Origin of the sequence: Streptomyces sp. NPDC059909 (genome assembly GCF_042730885.1) — a bacterium.
Lineage (GTDB): Bacteria > Actinomycetota > Actinomycetes > Streptomycetales > Streptomycetaceae > Streptomyces.
On the sequence record NZ_JBHWKX010000039.1, the window covers coordinates 43,191 to 69,135 of the forward strand.

The 25,945-nt window shown below is 71.4% G+C and carries 25 protein-coding genes, 2 pseudogenes and 1 riboswitch; of the genes and pseudogenes, 9 read left to right on the forward strand and 18 right to left on the reverse strand.

Going from position 1 to position 25,945, the window contains the following annotated elements:
• Positions 1-214 precede the first annotated feature (214 nt).
• Together ACFV9O_RS24980 and ACFV9O_RS24985 are read right to left on the reverse strand one after the other, a co-directional pair.
• Positions 215-1,492: a beta-propeller fold lactonase family protein gene (locus tag ACFV9O_RS24980; protein ID WP_385421368.1), complete on the reverse strand. Its 1,278-nt coding sequence runs from the start codon at positions 1,490-1,492 to the stop codon at positions 215-217.
• Between the two features lie 373 nt (positions 1,493-1,865).
• Positions 1,866-2,195 carry an antibiotic biosynthesis monooxygenase family protein gene (locus tag ACFV9O_RS24985; RefSeq protein ID WP_385421326.1) on the reverse strand — a complete coding sequence of 110 codons (330 nt, stop codon included), beginning with the start codon at positions 2,193-2,195 and terminating at the stop codon, positions 1,866-1,868.
• A gap of 26 nt (positions 2,196-2,221) precedes the next feature.
• Between ACFV9O_RS24985 and ACFV9O_RS24990 the strand changes: the two genes are divergently transcribed.
• A complete protein-coding gene (locus ACFV9O_RS24990) occupies positions 2,222-3,487 on the forward strand; it encodes a serpin family protein (RefSeq protein ID WP_385421328.1) in 1,266 nt (421 codons plus the stop codon).
• On the opposite strand, the gene ACFV9O_RS24995 is transcribed toward ACFV9O_RS24990, so the two are convergent.
• Together ACFV9O_RS24995 and ACFV9O_RS25000 are read right to left on the reverse strand one after the other, a co-directional pair.
• Positions 3,414-4,082 (reverse strand): O-methyltransferase, encoded by a 669-nt coding sequence (locus ACFV9O_RS24995; protein ID WP_385421330.1) that lies wholly within the window; start codon positions 4,080-4,082, stop codon positions 3,414-3,416. The genes ACFV9O_RS24990 and ACFV9O_RS24995 overlap by 74 nt on opposite strands.
• Positions 4,072-5,162, reverse strand: a pseudogene (locus ACFV9O_RS25000) (DUF2330 domain-containing protein). Before ACFV9O_RS25000 ends, ACFV9O_RS24995 begins: the two are co-directional and overlap by 11 nt.
• A 461-nt stretch (positions 5,163-5,623) precedes the next feature.
• Here ACFV9O_RS25000 and ACFV9O_RS25005 point away from each other — a divergent pair.
• On the forward strand, positions 5,624-6,340 hold the full coding sequence (locus ACFV9O_RS25005; protein ID WP_385421331.1) for an SDR family oxidoreductase: 717 nt from the start codon (positions 5,624-5,626) through the stop codon (positions 6,338-6,340).
• An 18-nt stretch (positions 6,341-6,358) separates the two neighbouring features.
• Here the strand turns inward: ACFV9O_RS25005 and ACFV9O_RS25010 are convergent, their stop codons facing one another.
• Positions 6,359-6,718 carry an ATP-binding protein gene (locus ACFV9O_RS25010; protein WP_385421370.1) on the reverse strand — a complete coding sequence of 120 codons (360 nt, stop codon included), beginning with the start codon at positions 6,716-6,718 and terminating at the stop codon, positions 6,359-6,361.
• Between the two features lie 129 nt (positions 6,719-6,847).
• Here ACFV9O_RS25010 and ACFV9O_RS25015 point away from each other — a divergent pair, with 129 nt between their 5' ends.
• From ACFV9O_RS25015 to ACFV9O_RS25025, 3 genes are all read left to right on the forward strand, one after another.
• Positions 6,848-7,696, forward strand: coding sequence for a helix-turn-helix domain-containing protein (locus tag ACFV9O_RS25015; RefSeq protein WP_385421333.1), 849 nt, complete (start codon positions 6,848-6,850; stop codon positions 7,694-7,696).
• Positions 7,656-7,919: a DUF397 domain-containing protein gene (locus ACFV9O_RS25020; RefSeq protein ID WP_385421335.1), complete on the forward strand. Its 264-nt coding sequence runs from the start codon at positions 7,656-7,658 to the stop codon at positions 7,917-7,919. Before ACFV9O_RS25015 ends, ACFV9O_RS25020 begins: the two co-directional genes overlap by 41 nt.
• Positions 7,920-8,174: 255 nt before the next feature.
• Complete coding sequence (locus ACFV9O_RS25025; protein WP_385421337.1) at positions 8,175-9,338, forward strand: M48 family metallopeptidase; 1,164 nt, start codon at positions 8,175-8,177, stop codon at positions 9,336-9,338.
• Positions 9,339-9,476: 138 nt separating this feature from the next.
• Here the strand turns inward: ACFV9O_RS25025 and ACFV9O_RS25030 are convergent, their stop codons facing one another.
• The 3 genes from ACFV9O_RS25030 to ACFV9O_RS25040 form a co-directional block, all read right to left on the reverse strand.
• The gene (locus tag ACFV9O_RS25030; RefSeq protein WP_385421339.1) at positions 9,477-9,848 is read right to left on the reverse strand and encodes a hypothetical protein; all 372 of its coding nucleotides are present in this window, start codon (positions 9,846-9,848) and stop codon (positions 9,477-9,479) included.
• Positions 9,845-10,108, reverse strand: coding sequence for a hypothetical protein (locus ACFV9O_RS25035; RefSeq protein ID WP_385421340.1), 264 nt, complete (start codon positions 10,106-10,108; stop codon positions 9,845-9,847). The genes ACFV9O_RS25030 and ACFV9O_RS25035 overlap by 4 nt, the downstream gene beginning before the upstream one ends.
• A gap of 139 nt (positions 10,109-10,247) precedes the next feature.
• Positions 10,248-11,495, reverse strand: coding sequence for a cytochrome P450 (locus ACFV9O_RS25040; protein WP_385421342.1), 1,248 nt, complete (start codon positions 11,493-11,495; stop codon positions 10,248-10,250).
• 257 nt (positions 11,496-11,752) lie between these two features.
• Between ACFV9O_RS25040 and ACFV9O_RS25045 the strand changes: the two genes are divergently transcribed.
• On the forward strand, positions 11,753-12,922 hold the full coding sequence (locus tag ACFV9O_RS25045) for a steroid 3-ketoacyl-CoA thiolase (protein ID WP_385421344.1): 1,170 nt from the start codon (positions 11,753-11,755) through the stop codon (positions 12,920-12,922).
• A 343-nt stretch (positions 12,923-13,265) separates the two neighbouring features.
• On the opposite strand, the gene ACFV9O_RS25050 is transcribed toward ACFV9O_RS25045, so the two are convergent.
• From ACFV9O_RS25050 to ACFV9O_RS25090, 9 genes and pseudogenes are all read right to left on the reverse strand, one after another.
• Positions 13,266-14,243, reverse strand: a complete 978-nt coding sequence (locus ACFV9O_RS25050) for a hydroxyacid dehydrogenase (protein ID WP_385421372.1) — start codon at positions 14,241-14,243, stop codon at positions 13,266-13,268.
• A gap of 87 nt (positions 14,244-14,330) precedes the next feature.
• Positions 14,331-14,587 (reverse strand): annotated as a pseudogene (locus ACFV9O_RS25055) (DeoR family transcriptional regulator); the annotation flags it as partial.
• A 257-nt stretch (positions 14,588-14,844) separates the two neighbouring features.
• Positions 14,845-15,252 (reverse strand): transglycosylase SLT domain-containing protein, encoded by a 408-nt coding sequence (locus ACFV9O_RS25060; RefSeq protein ID WP_385421346.1) that lies wholly within the window; start codon positions 15,250-15,252, stop codon positions 14,845-14,847.
• Between the two features lie 300 nt (positions 15,253-15,552).
• Entirely contained in the window at positions 15,553-16,377 is an 825-nt protein-coding gene (locus ACFV9O_RS25065) for an ECF transporter S component (RefSeq protein ID WP_385421347.1), read from the reverse strand.
• The gene (locus ACFV9O_RS25070; protein WP_385421349.1) at positions 16,374-18,248 is read right to left on the reverse strand and encodes an ATP-binding cassette domain-containing protein; all 1,875 of its coding nucleotides are present in this window, start codon (positions 18,246-18,248) and stop codon (positions 16,374-16,376) included. The genes ACFV9O_RS25065 and ACFV9O_RS25070 overlap by 4 nt, the downstream gene beginning before the upstream one ends.
• A complete protein-coding gene (locus tag ACFV9O_RS25075) occupies positions 18,245-19,522 on the reverse strand; it encodes an energy-coupling factor transporter transmembrane component T (protein ID WP_385421351.1) in 1,278 nt (425 codons plus the stop codon). The genes ACFV9O_RS25070 and ACFV9O_RS25075 overlap by 4 nt, the downstream gene beginning before the upstream one ends.
• Before the next feature lie 35 nt (positions 19,523-19,557).
• A complete protein-coding gene (locus ACFV9O_RS25080) occupies positions 19,558-20,292 on the reverse strand; it encodes an SCO2322 family protein (RefSeq protein WP_385421353.1) in 735 nt (244 codons plus the stop codon).
• 14 nt (positions 20,293-20,306) lie between these two features.
• Positions 20,307-21,575: a prenyltransferase/squalene oxidase repeat-containing protein gene (locus tag ACFV9O_RS25085; RefSeq protein ID WP_385421354.1), complete on the reverse strand. Its 1,269-nt coding sequence runs from the start codon at positions 21,573-21,575 to the stop codon at positions 20,307-20,309.
• 112 nt (positions 21,576-21,687) lie between these two features.
• A riboswitch (cobalamin riboswitch) is annotated at positions 21,688-21,822 on the reverse strand.
• Positions 21,823-21,858: 36 nt separating this feature from the next.
• The gene (locus ACFV9O_RS25090) at positions 21,859-22,896 is read right to left on the reverse strand and encodes an MBL fold metallo-hydrolase (protein ID WP_385421356.1); all 1,038 of its coding nucleotides are present in this window, start codon (positions 22,894-22,896) and stop codon (positions 21,859-21,861) included.
• A 376-nt stretch (positions 22,897-23,272) separates the two neighbouring features.
• Between ACFV9O_RS25090 and ACFV9O_RS25095 the strand changes: the two genes are divergently transcribed.
• Both ACFV9O_RS25095 and ACFV9O_RS25100 read left to right on the forward strand, forming a co-directional pair.
• Positions 23,273-24,259 carry a CorA family divalent cation transporter gene (locus tag ACFV9O_RS25095; RefSeq protein ID WP_385421358.1) on the forward strand — a complete coding sequence of 329 codons (987 nt, stop codon included), beginning with the start codon at positions 23,273-23,275 and terminating at the stop codon, positions 24,257-24,259.
• 667 nt (positions 24,260-24,926) lie between these two features.
• Entirely contained in the window at positions 24,927-25,085 is a 159-nt protein-coding gene (locus tag ACFV9O_RS25100; RefSeq protein WP_385421360.1) for a hypothetical protein, read from the forward strand.
• Positions 25,086-25,141: 56 nt separating this feature from the next.
• Here the strand turns inward: ACFV9O_RS25100 and ACFV9O_RS25105 are convergent, their stop codons facing one another.
• Positions 25,142-25,498 carry a hypothetical protein gene (locus ACFV9O_RS25105; RefSeq protein ID WP_385421362.1) on the reverse strand — a complete coding sequence of 119 codons (357 nt, stop codon included), beginning with the start codon at positions 25,496-25,498 and terminating at the stop codon, positions 25,142-25,144.
• A 289-nt stretch (positions 25,499-25,787) separates the two neighbouring features.
• On the opposite strand from ACFV9O_RS25105, the gene ACFV9O_RS25110 reads away from it, so the two are divergent.
• Positions 25,788-25,945, forward strand: a 158-nt coding sequence (locus ACFV9O_RS25110) for a LuxR C-terminal-related transcriptional regulator (protein WP_385421374.1), incomplete at its 3' end; no start/stop codon positions are given.

Here is a 25,945-nt window from a genome sequence, read left to right on the forward strand (position 1 = left end):
TCGACGCTAAGTGCGGTGATCAGTCCGTGCCTGGTCGAACCCCGTCAATGGGGGCCGTACGGACGAGTTGAGTACCCCATGCGGTCTCCGTCGCCCGCCGGCCCTCGGGTGGACGGCAACGCGCCCCCGGCGCTGATGGCCGGAGGCGCGTGATGACCGCGGAGGTCAGGCCTGCTTGGGTGCCGACTGCTGCACGACCTCGAACGAGGCGGTCTCAGCCCTGCAAGCCTGCCGAGCCGGCCGAGGCCATGGCGGACTGCACCAGGTCGCGGACATCGCTCTGGTCGATCAGTCCTGACCCGGTGTCGGGCTTGTGGTTGTCGTCCTTCTTGCAGACGGTGACGGTGGACGGCTCGTAGGTGTCATCGCCGGCGAAGGTTGCGGTGTAGCAGGTCTCCTTGTCCTTCTTGCCGTCGACCTTGCAGGTGGCCTTGCCCTTGCTGTCGGTCGTGTCGGTGCACAGTTCGGTGGAGTCGGTGGTGAACTCGATCTCCTTGCCTTCCAGGGGCTGGCCCTCGGCGGTCAGCTTGGCCTTCAGGGTGAGGCCGTGGTTGCCGCCCAGGGCGTCCAGGTCGTCCTTCCCTTTCTTCTTCTTTTGCACCTTCAGGGTCAGGGTGGTCGGGGTGCGCTCCGTGGTGACGGTCCCGATCGCCACTCCAACGGGGCCGTTGCCGACGGGGACGGGGTCCCCGATGACGGTGTTGTCGGCGGTGTTGATCACTGACACGTTGTTCGAGTCGCGATTGGTGACGTAGGCGCGGGCCCCGTCCGGGGTGATCGCCACGCCGCCCGGTCCGTCGCCGACGTTGCTGATGGTGGTGAGGACGGTGTTGTTGGCGGTGTCGATCACCGTCACGCGGTCCGACACGGGGTTGGTGACGTAGGCGAAGTTGCCGTCGGGGGTGATCGCCACGCTAAAAGGTTCGTCGCCGACGTCGATGGTGGTGAGGACGGTGTTGTTGGCGGTGTCGATGACCGACACTTCGTTCGAGCTGAAGTTGGTGACGTAGGCGAAGTTGCCGTCGGGGGTGATCGCCACGTCGAACGGTGTGCCGACGTTGCTGATGGTGGTGAGGACGGTGTTGTTGGCGGTGTTGATCACCGACACTTCGTTCGAGGCGCTGTTGGTGACGTAGGCGAAGTTGCCGTCGGGGGTGATCGCCACGCCGTTCGGTCCGTCTCCGACGGGAATGGTGGTGAGGACGGTGTTGTTGGCGGTCTCGATGACCGACACGTCTCCCGAGGCGCTGTTGGCGACGTAGACGGTGGAGCCGTCCGGGGTGATCGCCAGGCCGAGGGGCCTGTCGCCGACGGGGACGGGGTCCCCGATGACGGTGTTGTTGGCAGTGTTGATCACCGACACGTTGTCCGACTCGGAGTTGGCGACGTAGGCGAAGGTTCCGGTTTGCGCGGCGGCGGGCGTGGCCATGGCGAGCGGGACGGTCAGGCCGGCCAGGACCGCCACTCCCGCCATCCAGGCCCGCAGCGCCACCCACCACAAACCGCCACTCCCGGGACTGCGCCGCGTACTCCTCCGCCTCGGCGCCCCCGATATTGCGATACCCGACATCAATACCTCCTGCTGTGCACGCACCGAAGTGCGTTCCAGTGCTCCGGATGGAGGCGGCGATCGATGCCCTGTCGTGGACGTCCGGGATCGCCGCGGCGATGATGATCGCCGCAGCCGACGCTAAGCGCCGCGATCAGCCCGTGCCTGCTCAAAGCCCGTGAGTGAGGGCCATACGGACGAGTCGAGTACCCCATCGGCTCCCATCGGCCTCCGTCGTCGTCCGTCCGCGGGCGGACAGCAACGCGCCCCCGGCGCTGCTGAGCCGGAGGCGCGTCATCACCCATTACCGCGAACGTCAGGCCTGCTTGGGCGCCGCCTGCTGCACGACCTCGAAGGACCACAGGGTGGAGTCGGCGGCCGCGGGCTTCGGGCGCTCGCCGCCCTCGGCGCCGCCTCCCTGGTGGGCCGCCTTCATCGGGCCCTCCATCCAGGCCTGGAAGGACTCCTCGTCGCGCCAGCGCGTGTAGACGAGGTAGTTGTCCGTGCCTTCGACGGGGCGCAGGAGCTCGAACCACTCGAAGCCGTCCGAGGACTCCACGGCGCCCGCGCGGGAGGCGAAGCGCTGTTCCAGGACCTCGCGGCGGTCGGCGGGGACCGTCAGTACATTGATCTTCACGATGCTCATGGGGGCAGGATATGGGGGTGGTTGGGGTGGAGAGAGCAGGACTGGTCGGACACGCACCGGCGGTGCGCGAACTGGGGGAACGGTGGGTCCGGCTGCTGGAGCGGGGTGACGACGAGGACTTCGTCTGTTCGCCCGCCGGGCTGTGGCTTGCGCTCGGGGCCGTGGCGGCCGGGGCGCGGGGCGGGACCGCAGCGGAGTTGCGGGAGTTGCTCGGGGTGGCCGGGGAGGAGGCCGCCGCAGCCGTGACGGGGGCCGCGCGGGCGATCGCCGGGACCGACTCGGTGGCGGTGGCGACGCGGGTGTGGAGCCGGGTGCCCGTCTACCGGGCGTACCGGGAGGCGCTGCCCGACATCGGCTTCGGGCACCTGGGCCAGGAGGGCCAGGACGAGATCGACGCCTGGGTGAAGGAGGCGACGGGCGGACAGATCGAGAAGCTGCCCGTACGGATCCAGGCCGACACCCTGCTCGCGCTCGTCAACGCCCTGGCCCTGAAGGCAGGTTGGGCGACCCCCTTCGAGTCGCACAGCACCCGCCTCGCGCCCTTCACCGACGCCGCGGGCGCCGTGCACCGGGTGCCGACCATGCACCGCCCGCTGCGGCCGGGCGAGGCATGGACGGCGGGGACGGTCACGGTCGTCGAGTTGTCCTGCGCCCCCGCGCCGGGCGGCGGGGCACCGGCGAGGGTGCGCTTCGTGCTCGGAGCGCCGGGTGCGGGGCCCGCGGACGTGCTGCCTGAGGCCTGGGCGCCGCGCGAGGTGTGCCGGCCCGTCGACGCGGAGGTCGTCAGCCTCGCCCTGCCGCGGCTCGCGCTCCGTACGACCGTGGACGTCACGCCCCAGCTGCCCGCGCTCGGCATCCACGAGGCCACTTCCCCGGCCGCCGATTTCTCCGGCCTGTCGCCCGAGGAGCTCGGCATCTCCCACGTGGTCCAGGAGGCGGTGATCAAGGTCGCCGAACTCGGTGTCGAGGCGGCGGCCGTGACGGTGGTGCTGGCCCGCCCGGGCAGTGGGCCGCCCCGCCCGCAACGCGTGCTGCGCATCGCCTACGACCGGCCCTTCGGCATCGTGGTCCTCGACGGGACCGGGGAAGTGCCGCTGTTCGCCGCCTGGCAGGCGACAGCCCCGGCAGGTGAACCGATCGCCGGGGCGGCCGGGCACGAGGGCCTGCTCCCGCCGCCGTTTCCGCCCGTACCGCCCCCGCCGGGTCCCCCGCCAGGCGTCAGTCCTGCACCCGGGCCAGGAGGAATCCGTCGTAGCCCCGCAGCCCCACCGTCTGGACCGCCGTCGCGCTGAGCCTCGGGTGCTCCCCGACCAGCTCGATCATGCGGCGGGTGGCCAGGACCGACGGGTCCTCGCTCGTCGCATCGGCCACCGTGCCGTCGCGGACGACGTTGTCGACGACGATGAGGCTTCCCGGGCGGGACAGTTCCACCGCCCACTCCACGTAGTTGGGGTTGTTCACCTTGTCCGCGTCGATGAAGAAGAAGTCGAACGGGCCCGCGTCCTCGGCCTCCAGCTGCGCCAGGGTGTCGAGGGCCGCGCCCACCCGTACCTCGACGGTCTTGTCGAGACCGGCACGGGCCACGTTGGCGCGGGCGACGTCCGCGTGTGCGGGGTCGTACTCCAGCGAGATCAGCTGCCCGTCGGCGGGCAGGGCGCGGGCCAGCCAGATCGTGCTGTAGCCGCCGAGGGTGCCGATCTCCAGGATCTTCCTCGCGCCCTGGGCGAGGGCGAGCAGGTGCAGCAGCTTGCCCTGGTTGGCGGCGACGGCGATCTGCGGCAGCCCGGCCGCGTCACTCGCGGCGACAGCGGCGGACAGGGCCTCGTCGGCCGGAGCGAGCTGCTCGTTGAAGTACGTGTCTACGGCGTTCCATCGGTCATTGGACATGCCGGAAACGTACCTCGCGCGTACGGGCCCGTGCCCGGAGAATCACGACGGCCACCGTCGTCACCGCGGCCGCGGCGAGCGCCCCGCCGACCGTCAGCAGCCACGCGGGCACGCCGCCCGCCACCGTCAGCAGCTCGTCCTCCCACACCACGCGCCGGTACGGGGTGTCGGCCGCGGACGCCCGCAGTTCGTGGTCACCGTCGATCCGCGACGGCTCCGGGAAGTCCTGCTCGATCGCGGTGAGGAACGCCGCGGTGCCTCCCGTCAGTTCGCCGAGCGCCCCCTCGGCCGGCACCTTCCCCGCGTACGTCACCTCGGGCGCCGCGCCCCCGATCGCCCCGCGCGGCTCCATCCGGTGCGCGGCGAGCACGTACAGGTCGAGCGACTGCGGGGTCCGGGCGAGGCGCGACAGTCGCATCGGGTAGACGAGCCCGTCGCTGGCGAAGCGGATACGGAGGGGGTCGAGCGTGCCGCCCAGCACGGAGCCCTTGCGGTCCGGGGCGAGCCTGACGGCGACGTACTCCCACCTCTGGTCGACGTACGGCTGGAGTTCGGGCGCGAGCCGGTCCGGGAACTCGAAGCCGTTGTCGTCGAGCCAGTCGCGCAGTGCGTCCGGGTCGGTGGCCGTCAGCCGGGCGACGTCGAAGTCGCCGAGGCGCTCGCGGCCGACGACCCCGACGGGCGGGGCGGCGGCGCAGCCCCCGCGGCGCCGTCCGCCGCGTCGAACGGCCAGTCGCCGCCGCGTGGCCAGAAGTAGTGCCGCGTCCGGTGTTCGGGCTCGGTGAGGTCCCACAGCTCGTCGAAGAGCGCCGCGTCACCGAGCTCGACCGTGGCCCGGCTCGGCACCGGCATGATCCAGGCGGCGCGCGGCGCGTTTCCGCCCACCGTGAAGCGCATGACGATCTGCTCCGTACTGCCGTCCCAGTGCACCGCCGACGTCTCCCGTTCGACGGCCATGCGGGACTTCCCGTCCGGGATCATCGCCCCGCAGCCGCACGCGTAAGCCGGCGCGATCAGCGACCCGAGCTGCAGCGCGAACAGCGCGTACACCACCAGCCACACCCTGTGCATCCCCCGCATGCTTCTTCGGACGGCGGGGTGGAGTGTTCGGTTCCATGCCGGCAGACCCGGCCCGAGGGAACCTGAGGGAACCTAGGGGAACCCGAGGGAACACCTGGCGGACGCCCCCTCGGGTGGATCGTCGCGTTCCAGCCAGGATCCGCCCGCGGAGGCGGTTCCGCCACTTGCTCAGTTCAGGACCGGGGTGGTCATCGCCCGAGCCATGTCGGAAGCGGTGAGGACTGCAGTGTTTCCGACACCGAGGAAGTTCTGGAAACGGGAGGCAGGCACACCCGACGGCGGTGATGCAGCGCCCGCGAGTCACTCATACCGACTCGAACCGCCTCGGGGGCGGGGGACCGGCCACCGGCTCCCGGACGGCACCCGGTTGGCCGAGCCGGGCATTTTCACGGGCGTGAGGGCAGGGCCGGACGCGGCGTGTGATGCGGCGCGGAGATCCGCCCGGCGCGAGACTGCGCTTCATGACCAATCCACTCATCGTGGTCACCGGGGCGAGCCATGGCATCGGCAGGGCCGTGGCGAAGGCCTTCGCGGCGGAGGAGCATCCTCTGCTCCTCATGTCGCGGCACCCCGCAGCACTCGAAGCGCTGCCCCCGGAACAGGTCGTCTCCGCGGCGGTCGACGTCTCGGACTACGCGGCGCTCGAAGCCGCGATCCGTGCGGCGGAGGACCTGTACGGGCCGACCGAATGCCTCGTCAACTGTGCGGGATTCCTCCGGATCGGCGGCTTGGAGACCCGGGACCCGGCCGACATGTCCTACGAGGTCGACGTGCTGCTCAAAGGCGTACTCAACGGCATCCGCGCGGTGCTGGGCGACATGAAGGCGCGCAACAGCGGCACGATCATCAACGTGAGCTCGGTCGGCGACCGCGCGCCTGGCCCCGACGGAGAGGTCTACCACGCCTGCAAGGCAGCACTGCGGTCACTGGCGGGCTCCCTGCAGAAGGGCGAGGCCAAGAGCAACATCCGCGTCATCAATGTCGCGCCGGGCTTCGTCAGGACCAACATCCACGCCGAGATGGGGATCAGTTTCGAGGAGTACGTCGAGCGCCTCGGCCACCCGGACTTCATCACCGCCGAGGAACTCGCCGACATCATCCTGTTCTGCTGGAAGCAGCCGCAGCGCATCTGCGTGCGCGACATCGTGGTGATGCCGACGAGCTCGGACTTCGGCTGAGCCGACCCCCATGCACGATCACACCTGACACTCGAACCAGATCGTCTTTCCGGACGACCCGCTCTCCTCCACACCCCACTTGTGGACCACCGCATCCAGCAGCGCCAGCCCCCGGCCCCGCACGTCGTCGGGAGCCGCGCGGCGCAGGGAGGGGAGTGCGGGGGAGCCGTCGCGGACCTCCACGCGGAGGCCGGACGGGCTGCGTTCGATGAGGAGAGCGCAGCGCCGGTCGGGCACATGGTGGTGGACGTTGGCGAGGAGCTCGGTGAGCGCGAGCCCGGCGTCGTCGGCCAGATCCGGCATGCCCCACTGGACCAGGTAGTGGCGGAGGATGCGGCGTACATGGCGGGCGGAGTGGTCTCCGACGGTGAAGCGCATGGCGTACTGGGCGGCGGGTGCGATGTCTTCGTTCACGGCACGAGAATGACGGCGGGCGGCTACTCTCGGCTACGGAACGAATACAACCCGTCCTGGAGTGGACGGAGTTGCGTAAGAGGGGATAGCGGCGTGACCCACATCAACGTCCTGGACCCGAGCGCCTCGCCGCTCGACTACTACGGCTACGAGCTCCGTCGCTACCGCGAAGCCGCCGGGCTCACCCAGAAGCAGCTGGGCGCGATCATCAACTACACGGGGTCGCTGGTCGGGCAGATCGAGACGGCGCGGAAGCTGCCGACGGAGGCGTTCAGCGAGCGGGCCGACGCGGCGCTGGGGACGGGTGGACTGCTGTCCCGGCTCGTGGGGCTGGTGCTGCGCAGCCAACTGCCCGCGTGGTTCCAACAGGTGGCCGAGTTGGAGGCGCGGGCGACCCAGATCTACGTGTTTCAGCCGCAGTTGGTGCACGGACTGTTGCAGACGGAGGAGTACGCGAAGGCCGTGCTCGCCGCAGTGGACGACAGCGACCTGGAGAACCGCACCACCGCACGTCTGGCACGCCAGCGCATCCTGGAGAAGGCGAAGCCGCCGGTGTTCTGGGCGGTGTTCGGCGAGGCGGTGCTCTACCAGGAGATCGGCGGCCGGGAGGTCACGCGGAGTCAACTGCTCCGTTTGTTGTCGTACGAGAGGAACCCGCGCGTGAACATCCAGGTGCTGCCGTTCACGGCGGGAGTGCATGCGGGGCTGATGGGGTCGTTCGACCTCTTCCGCTTCGCCAGCGACCCGGCCATCGTCTACAACGAGGACTACGAGACGGGGCACTCAACCGCCAATCCTGACGCTGTGGAGTCTCGTTCGCTCCGTTACGATCATCTGCAGGCCGCGGCCCTGTCCGTCAAGGACTCGGCGGAACTGATCCGGCATGTGATGGAGGAACGCTATGGGCAGCAACTCGCATCTGACCGGCGCCCTGTGGCGTAAGTCCAGCTACAGCGGCGATACGGGCGGCTCCTGTGTCGAATGCGCCCCCCTCGGCGGCGCCGCCTGGCGTAAGTCCAGCTACAGCAGCGACCAGGGCGGCGATTGCGTCGAGATCGCCGAAGCCCCCCACCTCGTCGCCGTCCGCGACTCCAAGGTCCCCGACGGCCCGCAGCTCCGGCTAACCCCGGCCGTCTTCAGCGTCTTCGTCGACTCGCTGGGCTGATGCGCTGATGCGCTGACGGCCCTGGTCAGCGGCGCTCCGCCCCGTAGTACGGTGCAGCCTCGGCGCGGGTGCGCCGAGGGGTGCGGAGGGGTCATGGGAGCGCAGCGCGCTGCCGTCGGACAGACGCAGACAGCGGGACAGAGACAGACGCAGGCAGGGACAGGGCCGCAGACGCGGACATGCCCGGAGTGCGGTGCGGATGTGCCGGTCGAGGCGACGCGGTTCGTCACCTGGTGCTCCGCATGTGACTGGAACGTGGATCCAGGTGAGCCGGATCCCGAACCGGGCCGGATCGAGGTGCTGCGCCGCCGGCTCGCGCAGCGGCACGGGGAGCGGCTCTTCGCCGAGGGCGCGCTGGGCCCACGGCGCGATCTCGCGGGTGTTCTCGCCTACGTGCTCGCGCTTCTCGTCCACGGGGTGACGGTGGCCCTGGTGGTGGCAGGGCTGCTGCTCGTCGTGCTCGGCTGGGGCCAGGGCGCGCTGCCCGTCATCGGTGGCCTGCTGCTCGGCTTCGCGGTCGTCCTGAGGCCCCGTTTCGGGAGACTGCCCGACGACACTCCCGTCCTGCGCCGGGCCGAGGCACCACAGCTGTTCGCGCTGATCGACGAGGTCGCGGCCGTGGCAGGGACCACCGGGGTGGACGCCGTCGTGGTCGCCGCCGACGCCAACGCGTCCGTCACCACGTACGGCATACGGCAGCGACGCATGCTGCACATCGGCCTCGGGTACTGGGAGATCCTGACCCCGCAGCAGCGCATCGCGCTCCTCGGCCATGAGCTCGGGCATTTCGCCAACGGCGACACCCGCCGAACCGCCGTCATCTGGAACGCCCTGCACTCTCTCGCGCTGTGGCATTACTTCCTGGCCCCTGTGCCCGAGCCCGACCTGGTGGAGCGCATCACCAACTGGGTGATGACCCCACCGAGATGGGCGGTGTACGGGCTTCTCCACCTCCTCGACCAACTGACCCTGCGTTCCACCCAGCGCGCCGAGTACCTGGCCGACGAGGCCTCTGCCCGCGTGGGATCCACCGATGCGGCAGCCGAGCTGATGGACCGGATGCTCGTCCTCGACTCGGTCGAGGTCGCACTGCAGCGCGAATCCGTCATCGCGCAGACCAAAGGCGGCGCGGGGACGCGACGCGAGACGGAGCAGGGGCTGTGGGAGCGGCTCGCCGCACGCGTGGAGTCCGTGTCGGAGCGGGAGTATGAGCGGCTGCGACGCGTCAGCGTCCTGCGCGGGCACTCCGCCGACGCGACGCATCCGCCGACGCACCTGCGACGGCGGCGCGTGAGCGAGGGCGAGCAGTGGCAGGCGGCGGTCCGGTACGACGAGGAGAGGGCCCATGCGATCGCCGCCGAACTGGCCGCCGCGCGTGACCGGGTGGCGCGCGTCGTGATCAGCGACACCGCGTGTTGACGGGACGGCACGGTTCAGCTGCCATGACCGCGGCTCCCGGGAGAGCGGGATCCTGCTCCTCGACGAGCCGTGCGCCGGACCGTCGAGGAGGGTGAGGCGGCGCGGCGTTTGTGCTCGGCGAGGGCCGCCGGGAGTGGGTCAGGGCTTGCCGATGTCGACGACCCACACGCCAGTACCGTCGTAGGCCTCCGGCGTCGCCGTCAGCACCTGGCCCTCGACCGCGCTCGAGACGGCGGCGTAGACCGCGTGCGCATACGGCCACTCGACGCCGGCGGCGACAACCTCCTCGACGGTCGAGGCCCCCGCGAAGTCGAGTGGCAGGAACTCCAAACCGGGCAGCGCTCCCACGTGGGCGGCGACGCCTGGCAGCTCCAGACCTGCGGCTACCAGGCAGAGTGACGGGATATGGGCACGCCGTACCGGATCGTCGACTTCGACGACGGCAATACGGGACAGCAGTCGATGACCACGGCACAGGGCGAGGACCGCGGTGTGGTCAAGGATGATCACCTGCGGCTGCCCACCTGCCCGGTCACGATTGCCTCGCGCCACTCCTCTCCCTCGCGCAGATCGCTCTCGCTGAGGTCCACGCCGAAATTGGCCCGCACGTAGGCGATCGCTCTGGTGGTGCGCTCAGCGCGCTCGTCAGCCGTTGGGAGCGCTGTGATCAACCGCTCGATGTACGCGCGGGTGCTGAGGCCACGCTCCTCGGCGAGGGCGCGGACTCGGTCGCGCACTTCTTCGGTGATCTTTATTGTGGTGTCGGCCATGCGCGAAGAATACAACGGAATACCGCCGTGGACTTCCGTTTCGGGGGCTCCGGCGGGAGACGGGGGCGGGGCGTAGGGGGGATGGCCCCCGCCTCCCATGGGCCGGGTGCGGCGCCCGGCTCTCGGGTGCGCCCGGATCTCAGGTGCCCACGGCGACCTGGAGTTCCTTGATGCCGTTGAGCCAGGCCGCCCGCAGCCTGCGCGGGTCGCCCGCGAGCCGCAGGTCCGGGAGGGCGTCGGCGACGGCGTTGAAGATGAGGTCGATCTCCTGGATGGCGAGGGACTTGCCGAGGCAGAAGTGGGGGCCTCCGCCGCCGAAGCCGAGGTGGGGGTTGGGGTCGCGGGTGATGTCGAAGAGCTCGGGCCGGTCGAAGACCTCGGGGTCGTTGTTGGCCGAGGAGTAGAACAGCCCGATCCGGTCACCCTTCTTGATCTTCTGGCCGCCCAGCTCGGTGTCCTGCGTCGCCGTGCGCTGGAACGAGACGACGGGCGTCGCCCACCGCACGATCTCCTCGGCGGCCGTCGCCGGGCGCTCCCGCTTGTAGAGTTCCCACTGCTCGGGGTGGGTGAGGAACGCGTGCATGCCGTGGCTGATGGCGTTGCGGGTCGTCTCGTTGCCCGCGACCGCGAGCAGCAGCACGAAGAAGCCGAACTCGTCGGAGGACAGGTTGCCTTCGCCTTCCGCCGCGACGAGCTGCGAGACGATGTCCTTCGCCGGGCACTGCTTGCGGTCGGCGGCCATGTTCATGGAGTAGCCGATGAGCTCCATGGCTGCCTCGGCGCCGATCTCCTCGGTGATGGCGTACTCGGGGTCGTCGTACGCGACCATCTTGTTCGACCAGTCGAAGATCCGGGCCCGGTCCTGCTGGGGGATGCCGATGAGCTCGGCTATCGCCTGGAGCGGCAGCTCCACCGCGATCTTCGTGACGAAGTCGAAGCTGCCGTCGGCGGCCGCGCTCCCCTTGGCCTCAGCGACGATCTTCCGGGCGCGGTCGCGGAGTGCGGCCTCGAGGCCGCGGATCGCCCGCGGGGTGAAGCCGCGCTGGACGATCCCGCGGACGCGGGTGTGCTCGGGCGGGTCCATGTTGAGCATGATCAGGCGCTGGACCTCGATCTGGTCGCGGCTGATGTGCTCGTTGAAGCGGATGACGGCCGTGTTCTCGTAGGACGAGTACACCTCCGGGTGCGTGGAGACGTACTTGACGTCCGCGTGCCGTGTGACGACCCAGTAGCCCTCGTCGTCGAAGCCGGCGACGCCGCGGGGCTGCGGGCACCACCAGACCGGCGCGGTCTGCCGCAGCTGAGCGAACTCCGGGAAGGGTATGCGGCTCTGGAGGAGGTCGGGGTCGGTGGCGTCGAACCCTTCGGGCAGCGCTGGACAGGGCATGGGGCAACTCCATTGTCTGACGGCCCATCAGAATTGCCCGCAAGGTAGTAACGGGTTCTACAACTGGCAAGGGTCATGGCGGGATCTGTTGCGTGCAAGGTGCGCGCAAGGTGCGTGCACGACCCTTGCGTACCGGGGGTAAGCCTCATAAGACTGCTGAGAGAACTAGAACGCGTACTAGTTCTTCGCCGTACGCCGCGCGGGGCGCCGGGACGCCCCGTCGATGTACGCCGGCTGTGCGAAGAGAGGACGAGCTCATGGCCGCGGAACCCGTCATCGTCGAAGCCGTACGCACACCCATCGGCAAGCGCGGCGGCGCGCTCGCCAATCTGCATCCCGCCTATCTGCTGGGCGAGACCTACCGTGAACTCCTCGGCCGCACCGGCATCCATGCCGACTGCGTCGAACAGGTCGTCGGCGGCACCGTGACCCACGCCGGCGAGCAGTCCATGAACCCCGCGCGCAACGCCTGGCTCGCGATGGGGCTTCCGTACGAGACCGCCGCGACGACGGTGGACTGCCAGTGCGGTTCGTCGCAGCAGGCGAGCCATATGACCGCGAACATGATCGCGGCCGGCGTCATCGACGTGGGCATCAGCTGCGGGGTCGAGTCCATGTCGCGCGTACCGCTGGGCAGCGGGTCCAAGCACGGGCCGGGCAAGCCGTGGCCGGACGAGTGGAACGTCGATCTCCCGAACCAGTTCGAGGCCGCCGAGCGCATAGCGCGCCATCGCGGACTGACGCGGGAGCGGGTCGACTCGCTCGGGCTGCTGTCGCAGGAGCGGGCCGCCGTCGCCTGGTACGAGGAGCGCTTCAAACGGGAGACCTTCGCCGTCCAGGTGCCCACGACGGAGGAGGAGCAGCACGCCGGGCAGGGCATGTGGCGGCTCGTCGACCGTGACGAGGGGCTGCGGGACACGTCGATGGAGGCGCTGGCCAGGCTGAAGCCGGTCATGCCCACCGCGGTCCACACGGCCGGCAACTCGTCGCAGATCTCGGACGGGGCCGCGGCGATCATGTGGGCGTCGAAGCGGATGGCGCGGGCGCTGAAGCTGAAGCCGCGGGCCCGCATCGTCGCGCAGGCGCTCGTCGGGGCGGACCCGCACTACCACCTGGACGGGCCGATCGACGCGACGCGGGCGGTGCTGGGGAAAGCGGGGATGTCGCTCCGGGACATCGATCTCGTCGAGATCAACGAGGCGTTCGCCTCGGTGGTGCTGAGCTGGGCCCAGGTCTTCGAGCAGGACCTGGAGAAGGTCAACGTCAACGGCGGGGCCATCGCGCTCGGTCATCCGGTGGGGGCGACGGGAGCGCGGCTCATCACGACGGCGCTGCACGAGCTGGAGCGCAGGGACAAGGAGTTCGCGCTGGTGACGATGTGCGCGGGCGGGGCGCTGGCGACGGGGACGATCATCCAGCGGCTCTGAGGCGACGCCGAGGCCCGCTGTCGCACACAAGGCGGTCCGACCCTCGTCCGGCAGCGGCGCGTCACCTCCGTGGTCAGCAAGGCGGCCACGGCCACCGCGGCCCGGCCGGGCTCCTCGCTCACGCTCACCTTCGGTGACCTCAGCGGCAGTTACGGCGCCACCCACCAGGTCCGGGTCCGCCTGGGCTCAGAGACGTCGGGGCCCCTCCGCCCGGCCCATGTGGCCGGGATGGAGGGGCCTTCTCCGATCAGTCGACGTGCGCGGCCTGCGGCGAGTCCGTCGTGCCGTCCGCCGGGCGGTCCGCCGGGCGGTCCGTCGTGCGGTCCGTCATGCGGGCGTCCCCTCAGGCGGAGCGGGTGAGTTCGTCCGCGCCGACCGCGTGGGCGAAGGGCAGGTCCTTGGCGTACCGCTCGACCTCGTCGATCGCCCAGTCCGCCATGCGGCCCAGCTCGTTGCCGAGCGAGCCGGCGATGTGCGGTGTGAGCAGCACGTTGGGCAGCGCGTACAGCGGGGAGTCGGCGGGCAGCACCTCGGGCTCCGTGACGTCGAGGACGGCGTGGATCCGGCCGCCGACCAGCTCCTCGGTGAGGGCGTCGGTGTCGACGAGGGAGCCTCGTGCGGTGTTGACGAGGGTGGCGCCGTCCCGCAGCAGCGCGATGCGCCGGGCGTCGAACATGTGCCGGGTCTCGGGGAGCTGGGGCGCATGGACGGACACCACATGGCTGCGCCGAACGAGCTCGTCGAGCCCGACGAGCTCGGCCCCGAGCCGGGCGGCCTCGGCCGCGTCCAGGTACGGGTCGTGCAGCAGGACGTCCAGGTCCAGCGGCCGCAGCAGCTCCAGGACACGGCGTCCGATGCGCGAGGCGCCGACGATGCCGACGGTCCGGTGGTAGTTGCCGTGGCCCGCGAGGTACGGAAGCACGGGCACGTCCGCGCGTACCTCCCGGTAGTGCCTGGCACTTGCCAGCACCCGCTTGTTGGCGAACAGGATCGCGGCCAGGGTGAATTCGGCGACCGGCAGCGCGTTGGCCGCCGCGGCGGTGGAGACCGCGATCCCGCGCTCCCAGACGGCCTCGGTGACATGGTGCTTGACCGATCCCGCCGCATGGACGACGGCTCGCAGCCGCGGCATCCGGTCCAGCGCCTCCGCCGTGAGCACCGGGGCACCCCAGTGCGTGAAGAGCACCTCGACGGTGGCGAGGTCGGCGTCGGCGACGTCCTCGAAGTCGCCGACGTGCTCGGTGACGTCCACGTCCGCGACGTGCGGCAGCCGGTCGAGCGCGCCCTCGGCGAGCAGATGGGCGTGGGCCTCGGCGCCCATGGCGAGCAGGGTGTGCGGACGGCGCGGGGCCGGGGCGAGCAGGGCGTCGTCCACGCCGGTGCCTTCCGGGACGGCGGCTGTCGGGGCGGTGGGAACGATCATTCCGATCACGGCGCCCCCGCGCCGGGCACGCCCGCACGGTCCTCTGCGGGGGCGCCGCCCGGCCGGACGACCGCGCCGTGCATGCGCCGTACCTTGCCCTGGGCGGCCAGCGTCTCCACGTCGCGGCGCAACGTCACGGCGGAGACACCGAGTTCGGCCGCGAGCTCGGCGACCCGGAGGCTGCCGCGCTCCCGGACGAGTTCGAGCACCCGCTCGTGGCGCTGGTCGACGTGCAGCCGCATGGGCTCCCCCTGCTCGCGATGGCCGGACGGAAAACACGGAGAGTAAGTCCGTGCACGTCACTGTAACGCCGCAATCAATTCGATCGGTTCCGATCAATTCGATCGTTGGCTGGCTCGATGCGGTAGGGGAGGGCCAGGGCGGCGGACGGGGTCGGGTGCGGTGGGGGAGCCGGCCCCGTACACGGCGCAAGGCCCCGAAGCGGAGTCCGCTTCGGGGCCTTGTGTGCCCTCGGGGTGCTGCGTTGCCTGCCTGCGGCTCAGTACCAGTGGTTGGCCTGCCAGAAGTTCCAGGCGCCACACGGGCTGCCGTAGCGCTCGTTCATGTACTGCAGACCCCACTTGATCTGGGTCTTCGGGTTGGTCTTCCAGTCGGCGCCGGCAGAGGCCATCTTGCCGCCCGGCAGGGCCTGGACCAGGCCGTAGGCGCCGGAGGAGGCGTTGGTCGCCGTGTGGTCCCAGTTGGACTCGTGCTTCACGATGTTGTCGAAGCACTGGAACTGGGCGGCAGGCATCATCTGCTTCGCGATCTCCTGCGGGGAGGACGTGGCGGCCGAGGCCGTCGAGGTCGTCCCCAGCACCGCACCGGCCGCACCGAGGACCACGGCGGTGCCGGCGACAACGGACTTGTTGCGGGCGGCGAAGCGGTTGATGAGCGAGCGAGACAAGGCAGTACCTAACGTCGGGGACGAGGGAGTCGCGAGGGCGGGTCCGAGAGCGAACCGTGTGCCGGGCTCGAAGCCCTGCGGTGCCTTGCGACGAGGACAGTTGTAGCCGCGACGCCAGGGCCCCCGCCGTGACCGGGCTCACCCCGCAGATACGACGTAGAGGGGGTATGGCAGGACTAAGGTCCTGAACCGGACATATAGGGTTTACGTGCAGGTCAGAGTGGGTCGTAAAGGGACGAACGTCTCCGGGGTTCGTCTACTAAGCCCGATCGTTTCGGGACCAAAGTCCTGTGGGCCGCCTCACCCCTCCGGGACCCTCCCGGGGGCCTCGAATGTGACCTGGGCCTCGAAGGCCGCGCGGCGCGTGGCCCGGCGCAGCGCCTTGAGGAGGGTGGGGCCGACGGCGAGGGTCAGGACGAGGGTGAGGACCGCACGCCCCAGGTCCCAGCCGAGGGAGGTGGCGAGGACGTACGCGAGGAAGCGGACCAGGTTCTCGTGGAGCGGGTCGCCTGCGTGGAAGGAGATTCCCGAGGCCGGTCCGGGCACGAGCGTCCAGCCGTACAGATTCATGACCGTGCCGTACGCGAACGCCGCCACGAATCCGTACGCGGCGAGCATCAGGAGCTCGGCCCGGCCCCGGAGCCGGTCCGGGCCGGGGAGCAGCCCCGCGGCCATCGTGAACCAGCCCATTGCGAGCATCTGGAACGGCATCCACGGCCCCACACCCCCCGTGAGCAGCGCGGACGCGAACATCGTCACCGAGCCGAGCACGAAACCGAAGCCGGGACCGAGGACGCGGCCGCTCAGCACCATCAGGAAGAACATGGGCTCCAGGCCCGCGGTGCCCGCGCCCAGCGGGCGCAGCGCCGCGCCCACGGCCGCGAGCACGCCGAGCATCGCGACGGCCTTCGCGTCCATGCCGCCGTCGGAGATCGTCGCGACGACGACGGAGACGAGGAGCGGCAGCAGCGCGGCGAAGAGCCACGGGGCGTCCTGGGCGTGGTCCGTGACGGCCGCGTCCGCGTCGGCCAGCAGCGGCCAGCCGAAGGCGGCGACGCCGATCACGCTGATCAGGACGAGAGCGGCGAGCGCACGAGGCCCGAGCCGGACGGGTCGCGCCGTCACAGTGCCTCCTCGACCTGGGCCACGGTCAGCCAGGGCTCCGGGGCGAGGATCTTGGCGACCTGCGGGGCGAAGGCGGGCGAGGAGACCACGACGTCGGCCGTCGGGCCGTCCGCCACGACCTCGCCGTCCGCGAGGATCACCACCCGGTGCGCCAGTTCCGCCGCGAGCTCCACGTCGTGCGTGGCCAGCACGATGGCGTGCCCCGCCGCGGCGAGGCCCCGCAGCACGGTGACGAGGCGGGCCTTCGCGGCGTAGTCGAGCCCGCGGGTCGGCTCGTCGAGGAGGATGAGCGGGGGGCGGCCGGTGAGCACGAGCGCGAGGGCGAGCGCCAGGCGCTGGCCCTCGGAGAGATCCCGGGGATGCGTCCGGTCGGGCACGCCCGGCAGGAGCGCGGTGACGAGCTCCCGGCAGGTCCCGGGCGCGGCGCCCGCATCCGCGTCGGCGGCGGCGCACTCGGCGGCCACGGTGTCCGCGTACAGCAGGTCCCGCGGCTCCTGCGGTACGAGCCCGACCTGCCGGACGAGCTGGCGGGGCGGGGTGCGATGCGGTACGCGCCCGCCGGCAAGGACGCTGCCGGACGTGGGCTCGATCATCCCGACGAGCGTGCCGAGCAGCGTGGACTTCCCGGCACCGTTGCGGCCCATGAGCGCGACGGCCTCGCCGGGTGCGACGGTCAGGCCGACGCGCCGGAGCGCCTCGACGCGCCCGCGCCGCACCCCGAGCCCCCGCATCTCGGCCGCGAGCCGGATCCGTGGGGTGGTGGGCGCGGGTGCGGGCGGTGTCTCGGGTGCGGGTTCCCTGGTGGTGGGTTCCCCGCCGTGCGCGGCCGACGGTATGTGCGGCGCCGCAGACGGGTCCGTCGGGTCGGCGGCCGTACCGGGGCCGGCGTCCGCGGGGCGGCTGCGGCGGAGCAGCTTGCCGAGCAGGGACCGGGCGGCGGACCCCGTCGCGCCCGCCCCAGGGCGTGGGGCCGTGGGCTTGCCCCCGGCCTCGGGGAGGGGCGGGTGAGGGGAGGAAACAGCAGTCGCACCAGCACTCGCACCCCCGGGCTCCACCCCCGACAGCCGCGCCCGCAGACCCCCCGCGCGGCGCCGCGCGTCCCGTACCGACAGGGGCAGCGGGTCCCAGTCGGCCAGGCGGCCCAGCGCCACAACCGGCGGGTGGACCGGTGAGACCGCCATCACGTCGGCAGGGGTGCCCACGACCGGCGGCTCGCCGGGAGCGGGGAGAAGGACGACCTGGTCCGCGTACTGGACCACGCGCTCCAGGCGGTGTTCCGCCATCAGGACCGTCGTGCCCAGGTCGTGGACCAGGCGCTGGAGCACGGCCAGCACCTCCTCCGCCGCCGCCGGGTCCAGGGCCGACGTGGGCTCGTCGAGAACCAGGACCTTGGGGTGCGGGGTCAGTACCGAGCCGATCGCCACCCGCTGCTGCTGTCCGCCGGAGAGCGTGGCGATCGGACGGTCGCGCAGATCGGCGAGGCCCAGCAGGTCGAGGGTCTCCTCGACGCGCCGGCGCATCACCTCAGGGGCGAGGCCCAGCGACTCCATGCCGTACGCCAGTTCGTCCTCGACCGTGTCAGTCACGAAATGGGCGAGCGGATCCTGGCCCACGGTGCCCACGAGGTCGGCGAGTTCGCGCGGCTTGTGGGTACGGGTGTCACGGCCGTCGACCGTGACCCGGCCCCGCAGGACACCGCCCGTGAAGTGCGGCACCAGCCCGGACACGGCACCCAGCAGTGTCGACTTGCCGACACCCGACGGGCCGACCAGCAGGACCAGTTCGCCCTCGGGGACCGTCAGGTCGATCCCCTGGACGGTGGGCGCCGCGGCGTCGGCGTACGTCACCGAGACGTTCTCGAAGCGGATCACGACGACTCCTTCGGCGACGGCGGTACCGATACCGGTACGGGTACGGGAGCTACGAACGCGGGCAGCAGGCCCACCAGGACCGACGCCGCCGGCAACAGAGGCAGGGCCGGCGCGATCAGCGGCACGACGCCGGGGTGCAGCGCCTCCGGGGCGTACGAGCCCGCCCGGATCATCAGCGCCGCGACCACGACACCCGACCCGGCCACCAGCCACGCCCGCGCGCCCCAGCGATCGGGGCGGTAGCGCGTACGGACCTGGCGTCGCCCGCCGAGCCACAGCCCGGCCAGCGCCGCCGCGAACCCGCCGAGCAGCACCGGCAGTCCGTACCCGGCGCCCTCCGCCGCGAGCAGTCCGTACGAGCCCGCGCACACCCCGAGCAGCCCGCCCAGGGTGAGCGCCGTGGTCGTGTGCCGCACGGCCGGCGGCACCGCGGCCGTACGCCCGTATCCGCGCGCGTCCATCGACGCGGCCACCGCGACGGAACGCTCGAGTGCGCCCTCCAGGACCGGCAGACCGATCTGCAGGATCGCCCTGACACCGCCGGTGGGGCGGCCGCGCAGCCTGCGCGCGGTACGCAGCCGCATCACGTCCGCGACCAGGTTCGGGGCGAACGTCATCGCCACCACGACGGCGACCCCCGCCTCGTACAGCGCGCCCGGCAGCGACTTCAGCAGCCGCGCGGGGTTCGCCAGGGCGTTCGCCGCGCCCACGCAGATCAGCAGCGTGGCCAGCTTCAGCCCGTCGTACAGCGCGAACACCAGCTGCTCGGCCGTCACCCGGCCGCCGATCCTGATGCCCTGCGCCCAGTGGGGCAACGGCACTTCGGGGAGGTCGACGACGGCATGCGTCCCGGGGATCGGCGAGCCGAGCGCGACCGAGAAGACCAGCCGGATCGCGATGACCACGAGGCCCAGCTTGAGGAACGCACCGTACGAGCGGGCCCACGGGGCGTCGGTCCGGCGCGCCGCGACGACGTACCCGGCCACGCCGACCAGCAGCCCGAGCAGCAGCGGATTGGTGGTGCGGGACGCGGCGGTCGCGAGCCCCAGGGCCCACACCCACCAGGCCCCGGCGTGCAGGGCGTTGCTCCGGTTGGCCTCGGGGGCGCGCAGGGCTGCGCCGAGGGGCGTCCGCCGCCCCGGGCCTCCGTGGAGCGCCCCGCCCCGGCGGTACGTGGTGCCCCGGCGCGTGGCATTCCGGTCGGTGCGGCCGGTGTCTCCGCCCTCAAGCGCCGTACGGGCGTGATGCGCGCGCCGGTCCCCGTCCCCGGGCACCGGACGGGCTTGGTGGGGGGCGGGCTTCGGGGGAGTCATCCGCGACGGCGGCGGGACTGCCGGAACGCCGCCGCGCCCAGCGCGAGGACCGCTGCGACGCCCGCGATGACACCCACCGACGGGCCGCTGCCCGAGTCCGTGGTCACGACCGTTGCCGTGGGGGAGTCCGTAGCGGCCGGGGCCGTCCGTGTGAGCGGCGGCATCGCGGGCGTCCCGGCCGACACCTGCTCGCCGCAGCCCGACTTCGGGTAGGACGAGATCGCGCAGAGCAGCGCATCGCTGTTGTAGCGCAGCGGCTTCGCGACCGCGGCCAAAGCGTCCGCACTCGTGGCGGACGGGTCGACCTGGGCGCAGGCCGTGCGCCGGTCGGGCGTCGGCGGGGTGTCGCCCTCGGGCGCGTCCGCCGGGGTGCCGAAGTCGATGACGATGCCGACCCGCTTGGTGCCCGCCTTGGCGGGGACGTCCGCGCACAGGGTCGCGAAGTCCGGGGCGGTGCGCGGCTTCGCCGAGTCCGCGGAGTCGGTGCTGACCGAGAAGCGGAAGCCGTTCACCTCGCCGTCGGCGGGCCGGGCGGTGGCCGGGCCCTGAGTGGCGTAACCCCAGGCGCCGCCGGACCGGCCGTCGGACTGCCAGAACGACCAGTATCGGTAGCCGGCCGCCTGCGCGGGCGACGCCACCAGCAGAGCGAGAGCCGCGCCGAGGACCACGACCACGCCGAGCAGCGGGGCCGCGCCGAGGACCCGGGCCGCCGTGAGGCGCCTGGGCGTCACCGCCTGCCCGGGTATCACTGCTTGTTCTTCCGGCGGCCGCTGATCAGGAAGCCGGCGCCCACGCCCGCCGCGAGGCCCGCACCGATGATCCACCAGATGCCGGCGCTGTCGCCGCCGGCGACCTCGGCCCCGTCGTCGTCGCCGGCCTGCCGGGTCGGGGTCGGGGCGACCGTGGACGCGGGCGCGGGGCCGGTCGCGTTCAGCTGCGCGACCAGGTCGGCGCCGCCGAAGTCCCGCGGGTCGGCGCCGTACGCGTGCGCGGCGAGGACGAGCTGGGCGTAGGCGGCCGGGCCGCCCTCCTTCGCCCAGGCGGCGGAGTTCTTCTCCAGCCAGGCCACCGCGCCGGCCGCCTTGTCGCCGTGTCCGGCGGCGGACAGGGCGAGCACCGCGTCCGCGGTGTTGCCGAAGTCGGGCTGCGGGGCGGGGTCGGCGGCGCCGGGCAGCGGCGGGGAGTCGAGGTGGCCGGTCTTGGCGAGGGCCGTCGCGAGGTAGGCCGCGCCGTTGCGGGCGGACTGCTCGGGGGTGGCCTTGGCGGGGGTGTCGCACTTCGGGTCCCCGGCCGGCTTCGGGCCCTTGACGACCATGCCGCGGCCGAGCCCGCCGAGCACGCCCGCCGCGGTCGCGTCGCCGTTCGCGAGCAGCTTGCCCGCCTTGTCCGGCTGGTACGCGAACGCCCCCCCGCCCGCCGTGTCCGCGCACGGGATCGCGTACGACACGAGCGCGTCGTACGGGTTCTTGCCGCTGCTCGACGTGATCGTGGCCGGTCGCGCGTCGGCCACCGCGAAGGCGCCGATCACGATCGCGGTGGAGTTGGCGTCCGACGGCATGCCCGGGTTGTAGCTCCAGCCGCCGTCCGCGTTCTGCACGGACTTCAGCCAGGCGATGCCCTTGGCGACCTCGGCCTCGTGCCCGCCGAGGGCGGTCAGGGCCTGCAGCGCCGCGGCGGTGGCGTTGGTGTCCGGCATCGTCTTGCCGTCGCAGGGCTTGGAGACGTCCGCGCGGTAGGACGCGAAGCCGCCGTTGGCGCACTGCTGCCCGGTCAGCCAGGCAACGGCCTCCGCGGCCGGTACTTCCTTCATGGCGTCCTGGGCGAGCAGCGCCAGCGACTGCCGCCAGACACCGTCGTACGTCGGGTCCTTCGTGCCGTACAGCCCGGAGGGGATCACGGGCGTCGGCGTCGGAGAGGGAGACGGCGCGGCGGTCGCGGCCGGGGCGCCGGCCACGGCTCCACAGAGCACGGCGGAAGCGGCGGCGAGCGCGGCTGCGCTGCGGCGAACGTTCATGGCGGGCGGTGCCTCTCCTGTGGGGAGCCGGGCACAGGCGCGCGTTGGCACCAGGCTCCGGCCCCGTATACCTCGACGGTGCCTCCGCCACCGGGTGGTCCCGTTGGCAGGAGCCGGTCACGTCCCGGTACGAGGCATTCCGACTCACCGCCTGCGACGGCGGCTCACGGCTGCGGGTCAGTGCCGGATTCGCACCGGCTTCCCCCCGTACGGGCATGATGACGACTCGCACACTCTACCGGCCCGTATCCGTGCGGCCCCTGGGTGGATGGCAGGGCGTGGGTCACACCGCCATGTACGTCACGGGTGCGCTGCCCGGGACCGCCTCGGCCCGACCCAGCTTCACCAGGCGGCGCAGATGGGACTCCGCTTCCGAGACGGCGATGTTGCGCGAGCCGTAGGGGATCTGGTCCCAGGGGCGGTTCCACTCCATGCGCTCGGCGAGCTGCCAGGGGGTCAGCGGGGTGGCGAGGAGGGTCAGCAGGCCGGTGAGGCGGGCCTCGTGGTGGGCGAGCAGCTCCCGCACCCGTGCCGCGGGGTCGGTGAAGGCGTGCTGGTGGGCCGGGAGGACCTCGGCGACGCCGAGGCGGCCGACGCGCTCGAGCGAGTCCAGGTAGTCGCCGAGCGGGTCGGTGACGGTGGAGTCGTCCGGGTCCTCGTAGAGGCCGATGTGCGGGGAGATCCCGGGCAGGAGGTGGTCGCCGGAGAAGAGGCGGCCGCGGCCCGGGAGGTTCGCCGGATGGTCCTCCTCCAGGTGGAGGCAGACATGGCCGGGGGTGTGGCCGGGCGTCCATATCGCGCGGAGCCGGCGGCCTGCCAGGTCCAGCAGCTCGCCGGGGACGATCTCCCGGTCGGGCAGGGCGGCCCGCAGACCGGGCAGGGTCCGCATCCGGCCGGAGTCACGGGCCGCGCGCAGCGGGGCGAGGTGCTCCTCCGGGGCGCCGACCGCGGCGAGCTTGCCCGCCAGGTAGTCGAGCCAGGCGCCCGGCTGTGCCTCGCGGGTGCGGCGTACGACGTCGGTGTCGGCGGCGTGCATGGCGATCCAGGCACCGGACGCCTCGCGCACCTGGCCCGACAGCCCGTGGTGGTCGGGGTGGTGGTGGGTGATGACGACGCCGTGGATGTCGCCGACGGAGGTGCCGAGGGCGGCGAGGCCCTCGGTGAGGGCACCCCAGGAGGCGGGGTCGTCCCAGCCGGTGTCGACGAGGACGGGCCCGCGGTCCGTCTCGACGACGTGGACCAGGGTGTGGCCGAGCGGGTTGTCCGGGATGGGGACCTGGAGGGACCAGACGCCTCCGCCGTGCTCCGTCACCTGTGGCATACGTCCTCGTCTCCCCTGTGCGGCACGGGCATTGCTCACTATAGCCAGAACTGATGGACCGTCAGAACGGCCGGGGAGTGTTTGCCGGGATCCGCGGCTGACCTGCGCCTCGGTGTCGCCGTTGTGACCGATCGGCGACGACACGGCTGGACTCATGAGGCGAGGGCCTCGATCTGATGCGACCGTCCGGAGGGTGCGGCGAAAGGGCTCCCGCCACTGTGGCGCCGCCTGAGAATCCCACGACAGGTCCCCTTCGGTGCGACCTCATCTGTTCGGGTGATCACCCGGCGGTGCGAACGAGTCTCTCCGCATGCGTGAACGTCAGGGTGTGCGCAGGCTGGGAGAAGCTGCCGCCCGTGATGCACGGTGAGGGACGATGATCGTATCCGTGGTGTCGATGCCGGAAGGGATCGTCGCTCGTACAAGCCTGCCGGAGGCCCGTGAGCGTCTCGCGGCATCGCGCTTCCTGCTCGTGGACATCGAGCTGCCAGAGAAGGCGCCGCCCGGCGAACAGCCGGTCTCCGAGCAGCTCGGTCTGGAAGCCGAGGACTTGACGTGGCTGGGCAGGGAGGGCGAATCCGTACGGGCCGAGTTCTTCGGCGACAGCGCGGGCTTCGTCGTGCCCGTGGTCGAAACGGGCCAGGTCACCCATGTCCATGCCTACGTGACCGAGCGGTACCTGATCATGGTTCGCCGAGGGCCGATCGGACCGGTCGAGGGCCTCGTCGCCCGGTTGCGGAGCGAAAGGCCCTCCGACCCCGTGGCCGCCTTGTTCCTGCTGCTGGAGGAGGCCCTGGAGACCTTTCGCCGGTCCGCCGTACGGGACCTGCTGGAGATGGAGGACCTCGAGGACGAGATGTTTCGGGAACGGTACCCGCAGCAGGTCTATCGACTGGCCCGCCTGCGACGACGTGCGGCCCTCATGCACCACGCGCTCCTGCCCTATCCGGAGGCCACGGACGAGACCTTTGCGCGAAGGATGCTGAGCCGCAGCTTTCCGGAAGAGCGGCAGAGGCTCGCTCGCTCGTTCCAACGCGCTGCCAGGTTGGTGCTCGCGAACATCGAGTCTCTTCAGGACGCCGCCCGGCGAACCTATGCCAGCTACTCCTCGCTCGTTGCCGGCGAGCAGAACGGTGTGATCAACCGGCTCGCGATCGTGTCGACGATCTTCCTTCCGCTGACGTTCTTGACCGGCTTCTTCGGCATGAACTTCGCCTACATGACCGACGAGTTGGAGAGCAAGGCCGTCTTCTGGCTGCTCGCCGTGTGGTTGCAGGCAGTCTTCCTGTTCATCGCTCTCTATGTGCTGCACCGCACCCGGCTCTGGCGGAAGCTGCGCGACGACAGTCTCGACGACCGATGACGGGGCCCAGGGGTGGCCCTGGCGGCATGAGAGAGCATCCATCAGCGGAAATCCCCTGGTGGGGGCCGTTTCGGTCCCGGGCCTGGCTTGGTTGAGCCAGAACTGATGAGCCGTCGGAGCGGTCAGGGGCGAAGGGGGAGCGGGCAACGGTGCGTAGAGTGATCATGTGTCTGGTCGCGGGAGCGGTTGTGCTCCCGGTGGGCTCGTGCGCTGGTGGCGAGACGACGGGACAACAGCAACCGGCGGCTCCTGTGAAAGAGTCGGCGAGGCCGACTGCGGGAACGGGCCCGCACGCGTCGCCGGACGATTCACCGAGCGCGGTCGATGTCGTCGCCGCGGCCCGGGAACTCGTACTGGCCGGTGCCACCGGGGCCAATACACCGGCCCCCCAGGCCTGTTGCTGGTCGACGAGTCGAAGGGCGACGCGCTTTTCATCTGGGAGACGGCGGACAAGCGGTTCTGCCACGGTGCCGCGAGTGTGAGCGGGTCGTCGACCGTTGCCTGCGCCAGTCATCCGAACTCACCCCCGGTGGGCAAGGAACCCCGGCTCGTGCCGCTGGTACGGATGATGGCCACGGGCTGGAACGTCGTTTTCGGCGCGGAGCACCAGACGGTGGAGTCCGTCACGTGTAACGGGAAGCCTGTCGACGTATAGGAAGTCGGCGTGATGGCGGACGGGCGGCGCACGGTCCACGCCCTCGTGTTCCCCGACCTCACGGTCGGTTCGGTGACCGTGCAGGTGCGGCGGGGAACGCGAATGGTCTCCGAGTCGCTGGAGCTGGAATCGTTCGAGGGGAGCCGGCCGGATCTGGCGCAGTGCGGCTGATGCCCCGAGTCGAGACGCTCCTCCGGCGTCAGGTCGGGCATGACGTGACGCCTTCGCTACGACACCGCGGCGTCCGCCGGCGCGGTGTCGGGGTGGTGCTTCAGCGCCATACGGGCCCTCACCCGCCCCTCACCCTCGATGGTCGCCCAGTGCGGGTGGGTCGACACCTCGATCGACAGCTCCCGGACCAGGGCCCAGAGACGGGCCTCCTCCTCCGTCTGCTCGTCGGTGTAACCCGGACTGTCCGCCTGGCCGCCGGTGACGACGCCGGTGTGGGGGTGCTCTTCTCCGGGCCGGCCCTTCAAGGGCTCGACCGACCAGGGAAGGGTCTGGCACAGGGCCTGGTACTCGGCGTTGGCCTGACGGAGGCGGCGTTGGGCGTCGATCAGGTCGGAAGGCAAGGTATCGGCCACGGTCGTAATGATACGTCTGTTCGAATACTCGCGGGAGTGCCACGCCGCAGCCCGCCGTGCATGCGCGACTCGCTCCCGATTGCGCGACTCTTCCCGGTCGTCACAGCGCGACGCGCCTGCGGGTGTGCCCTGTGACGCGCCTGTGACAGTCGGCGGACGCCGTCGTGAAGTCGCGTCGGCAGGCTTTTGAACAGAGGACAAAAGACTCTATTCGGACATATGTCAGCTGCTTCCGAGGGTGCGAGCAGTGACGATGACCGATCCGATCCGATCCGTCGGAGGAAATCCCATGAGCCTCGCACTCGCCACGCCGTCCACCGAAGCTTCCGTACCTGCGCTGGCCCCGCGTGAACAGGAGACGCTGCGACACATCGCCGCCGGGCGCACCTACCTGCAGACGGCCCGCCACATGGGGCTCTCCAAGCACACGGTCGACGCCTATCTCCG